At 28.1% G+C, this 4627-nt stretch carries 2 protein-coding genes; both read right to left on the bottom strand.

From position 1 onward, the window contains the following. Positions 1-1467: condensation domain-containing protein (locus VK071_07960; GenBank protein ID HLR35242.1), on the bottom strand; the 1467-nt coding region annotated here is incomplete at its 3' end. Between the two features lie 33 nt (positions 1468-1500). Then, on the bottom strand, positions 1501-4627 hold a 3127-nt coding region (locus VK071_07955; protein HLR35241.1), incomplete at its 5' end, for a condensation domain-containing protein.

Here is a 4627-nt window from a genome sequence, read left to right as displayed (position 1 = left end):
TAATTGATTAGATTTTTTATTTAACTCTTCATAACTTACAGCTTCATCTTCATATACTAAGGCTGTTTTATTAGGATATTTATTAACTATTTCTTCAAATATTTCTTTAACATTAAGGTCATTATTATAATTTATTTCAGGATTATTAAAGACTTTAGTAATTTTATATCTTTCCCCAGAAGGTAGTATATCTATATCAGATATAGCTAAATCTGGGTTATTATAAGCGGTAATTAATTCCTTTGCTATATACACTAGTCTATGGTGCATTCTTTCAATATCATCTTCATTAAATAAAGAAATTCTATAATCGTAATCAAAATCTAATGTTTTGTCCCTTGATCTATCACTTACGTGTACAGTCAATGGAATGTTTTGATTATTGCTATTTAGCCATTCTAGATCTCCAAAAACAGATGAAATTTCAGTATCATAGCTAGCATTTTGGAATGAATATCCTATTTCTAGTAAATCTATATCTTTCTTTAATTCCATATTAGCATAATTAAGAATATCATTATAGGAATAATCCGAATGTTTAAAGAGGCTCATCTGCTGACCTTTAATATAGGAAAGGAACTCTTTAGCATTCATATCCTTATTTACATTAACTAATAAAGGCAATAAATGAACGAATTCTCCAAATATTTTTCTTTCCCTTCTTTTTCTACCTAAAAAAGCAACCCCCATGGATATTGAATCTGAGTGTTCTTCATAAGTTTTAAGCAAAGTTAAAGAACTTAGAAATAATACTGGTAATGTAACTCCACAGTTCTTGGCCCCTTTTATTATTAATTCACTTTCTTCCATATTCAAAGTAAAAGAATTTCTTTCACTGACTAATTCTTCAGTAGAGGAAATCTTAGGATATTGATTAATACCACTATAATTTTCTAAAGCCTTATGCCAATACCTTTCATTTCTTTCCATTCTAACTGGATTCTTCTTTTCCTCGAAAATGTTTTTAAGGTAGTCCTCAAAGGATTCATTAGAATCCTTATGAGTTTCCCTTCCTAAAATATATTGACATAATTTCCTGGAAAATATCTCTGCTAATGACCAGGCATCTGATATGGAATGATGCATAAAAAGCCCAAAAGCCATTTTGCTACTTGGTTTCCTAATTACATAGATATCATAAAGTTTTTCATCCTTTTTAAAATAACATTTACTCATATGTTTATTTTTAAATTCTTCATACTCTTGTTCTTTAGATGAAAAATCTAGTTGGGGAAAGTCTTCATATTTAAAACTTTCAAACTTTTGATATAAAGTATTGTCTTTTTCAAAATACCTTACTTGAAATGCATCTATATCCCTTACTACATTATTTAACATTTCATTTATCTCACTATAAGAATATTGGATCTTAAAATCTGCAATAATCCCCAAAGTATTAATGCTAGTGTTCTCAAATATCTTTTCAATATCTATAATTTGCTTTTGTTTTTCTGTTAACTTATACATCTTTTACCTCACTTTCTAGGTTTAAATTTCTACTTAACTACTTATACTTTCCTTAGGTCTTAGGCTACCAATATCCCCATATATTACCATTTCATCTATAGCATCTAAGATTTCTTTTTCTCTATTCATAAATCCTGTTGCTGTTATTATTACACCCTCATCTGCAAACTGACATCTTACACTTGCTGGCACTTTAGAACCTATAATTGACCCCATTACTTTTCTTATATTTGAATCTAAAGTTCTTTCAGCTGTAATACCTGAATCGTCACCATAATTGGTTACAGCATTTATACTGGGTATCTTCCTACCAATAGTACTCAATAATTTTTGTTGCTCCTTACTTAAATCCTTTACACCTAGACAATCTTCCGGTGAATTAGCAAGAAGTTCATTAATTCTTACATGCCTATCTGTATCCTTAGTATCCATTACAAAAAGTTTAGGTTCTTGGAAAAGTCCTAAAGTTCTTCTATTATTAGAATCCCTACCATGATGTAATATAATTACTGGTATCTTATTTACTGATTTCATGGCAGGTTCTTGGGTAATTATAGATTCAAGTAATTTAAGCATAGTCGAAAGTTGGCTAGTCATTACTTCACTATTTACAATACCTTCATTATATTTCTTTTTAAATACAGTCATCTTACTTCTGTTTTTATAAAACAATTCCATATTATTGGCAGCTTCAACAAATTTATTAAAACTTGTATTTTTAAATTCATCTCCTGTAGTGGCATTTCTTATAACCTGGGAATACTCATGTGCCTCTTCTTCTTTCTCATATAATTTAGGTTCTTTTAGTAATTGATTTAACCTTCGCTCAAAAATGGATGAAGAAGTCATATCCCAAATAGCATGGTGAATAAATATATAAACCACATACTTATTTTTAGATACTTTTATTATGCAAATTTTATTAAGTAAAGGTCCTTCTAATAGCTTATTTGTATCTAATCCAATCTTTTCAACCATAGAATATACCTGGTTCTCTCTTTCATTTTTATTATTACTATTGTCACTAATATCTATTATTGGAATCTTGTGTTCCATTGATGGCTCATATTCAATTAATATGTTTTCATCTTTTAAATATTGGGTTCTTAATACAGATTGTTCAGATATAATTCTTAAAATTGCCTTTCTAACTTCCTCAATAGTATATTGTCCCTCTATTTCAAAACGTCCACTAGAACCTCCTCCAATAGTATCATCTAAAAATACTTGCTGGGAAAAAGTTGGTTTATATTTGTGTATAGATTCTTCTTCCACTATCCTTTCACCATAGTGCTTTATTTCTTCAAGAAATACTTTATGAATATCTTTAATATTTTCCGTCCCTGTATCTAAAAGCAATATATTTTTCTTTTCATACTTTAAACATTCTTTGGAAACTCTCACTAAGGCTTCTAAATAATATTTAGCTAATTTATTCATCATGTTCTTAGAAAACTTTGATTCATCAAATTCTATGTAGAAATTAAGCTTATTATTTTTATAAAAACTATAGAATGCTATTTTTTCGTAAATATGATTATTTTCTAATATTTCTTCATTTTTAATATCCTGAGAATAATTAAGTTTTATATTTTTCTGTTCTAATTCAGTTTTATCAAAACCATGAAACAGAACAGTAGGCTGTAATTTTTCCTTTAAATGACTATGATCCAAAGATAACCATCCATAGCTAATACCATTGTTAGGAATATAATCTAAATCCCGTTTAATATCACATAATATTTCAACTTGATTTTCTCCATAAGTTGGTAGAACCATTGGATATTCAAATTCATAAGTTCCAATTCCATTTAAGTCTTCTAAAGTTTCACTCCTATCTCTCCCCTTATCTACATAGGTAACAGATACACTTCTTTGTCTTGTAAGCTTTTTAGTTGCAATAGCAAAAGCTCCCAATAAAACTTTATTAATATCCATACCTAATATGCTTTCAGATAAATTAAGTAATATTTTAGTTTCTTTTTCAGTAATAGAAAACTCCATTCCATAAAAAATACTGTCTTCATCATCTTTATCTGGCTCTAACTTACTACCTGCTGCTCTTTTAGAAATTTGAGACCAATAATCTAACTGAGACAACATATTTTTATCATTCTTGGTTCTTTCTAAAGTTTTAATATAGTTTAAATAGGAAATATTTTCTTTCATATTTAAATTCTTTTTGCCTTTACATAAAAGTTGATAGTTTTTCTCAATTTCCTGTGCTACAATTTTCAATGACCAAGAATCAAGAATTAATTTATGACCACAAAGGAAAAAATAATCCTTGGTTTTAGTCCTTATAAGACCTACTTTAAATAATGAGCCTTGCATATTCATAATAGATGTTTGTATTCTCTTGCAAAGATTTATTATTTGTTCCTTAAGCCTGTCATCTTCCTCATACCTACGTAAATCATATATAGGAAGATTATAATTAGATTTATTTATAATTTTTAGTTCTCTATTTTCATACTTTACTCTTAACATAGGATGAACTCTGATGACACTATTTAAAGCATCAACAATGGATTCATTAATTTCTTTATATTCTAAAAGTAGTATATGGCATAAGTTTTTTGTATCTTTTAAATTATTAGAGATAAATTCCCTTAGAAGAGGATTCATTGGAACTTTATCTATTTTCTCATATTCTTTATTAGCCTTTTCCTTGTGCTTTTCATCTATTAAAAACTGTGCTAGTTCTATAACAGTGCCTTTTTTCATTAAATCTTTAATTGATATATTATAACCTTGATTTTTGCAAAGCGTTGTAAACCTTATGGCTTTAATAGAATCTCCACCTAGTTCAAAGAAATTATCTTTAATACTCACTTTTTCAACACTAAGTACTTTAGAAAAAATATTACATAATCTTTCTTCTATAGAGTTCCTTGGTGGTATATATTCATCTTCCCTTATGTGTTCAATTTCAGGTAAAGCTTTTTTATCAATTTTCCCATTTTCAGTTAAAGGTATTTCATCTATATCCATAATATAAGGTGGAACCATGTACTCTGGTAGTTCTTGTTTTAGCTTTTCTTTTAACTTAAATATATCTAGCTCCTGCCCTTCTTCTATTACTATATAGGCAAAGAGAGCTTTATCATCTTCTCCAATTTCCTTTGCTATAACTACTGATTCTTTTATTCCTTCTTGT

The sequence above is a fragment of the Tissierellales bacterium genome (assembly GCA_035301805.1).
Classification (GTDB): Bacteria; Bacillota; Clostridia; order Tissierellales; family DATGTQ01; genus DATGTQ01.
Note: the sequence above shows the minus strand (reverse complement) of the source record. Positions and strands in the feature narration are given on the sequence as shown.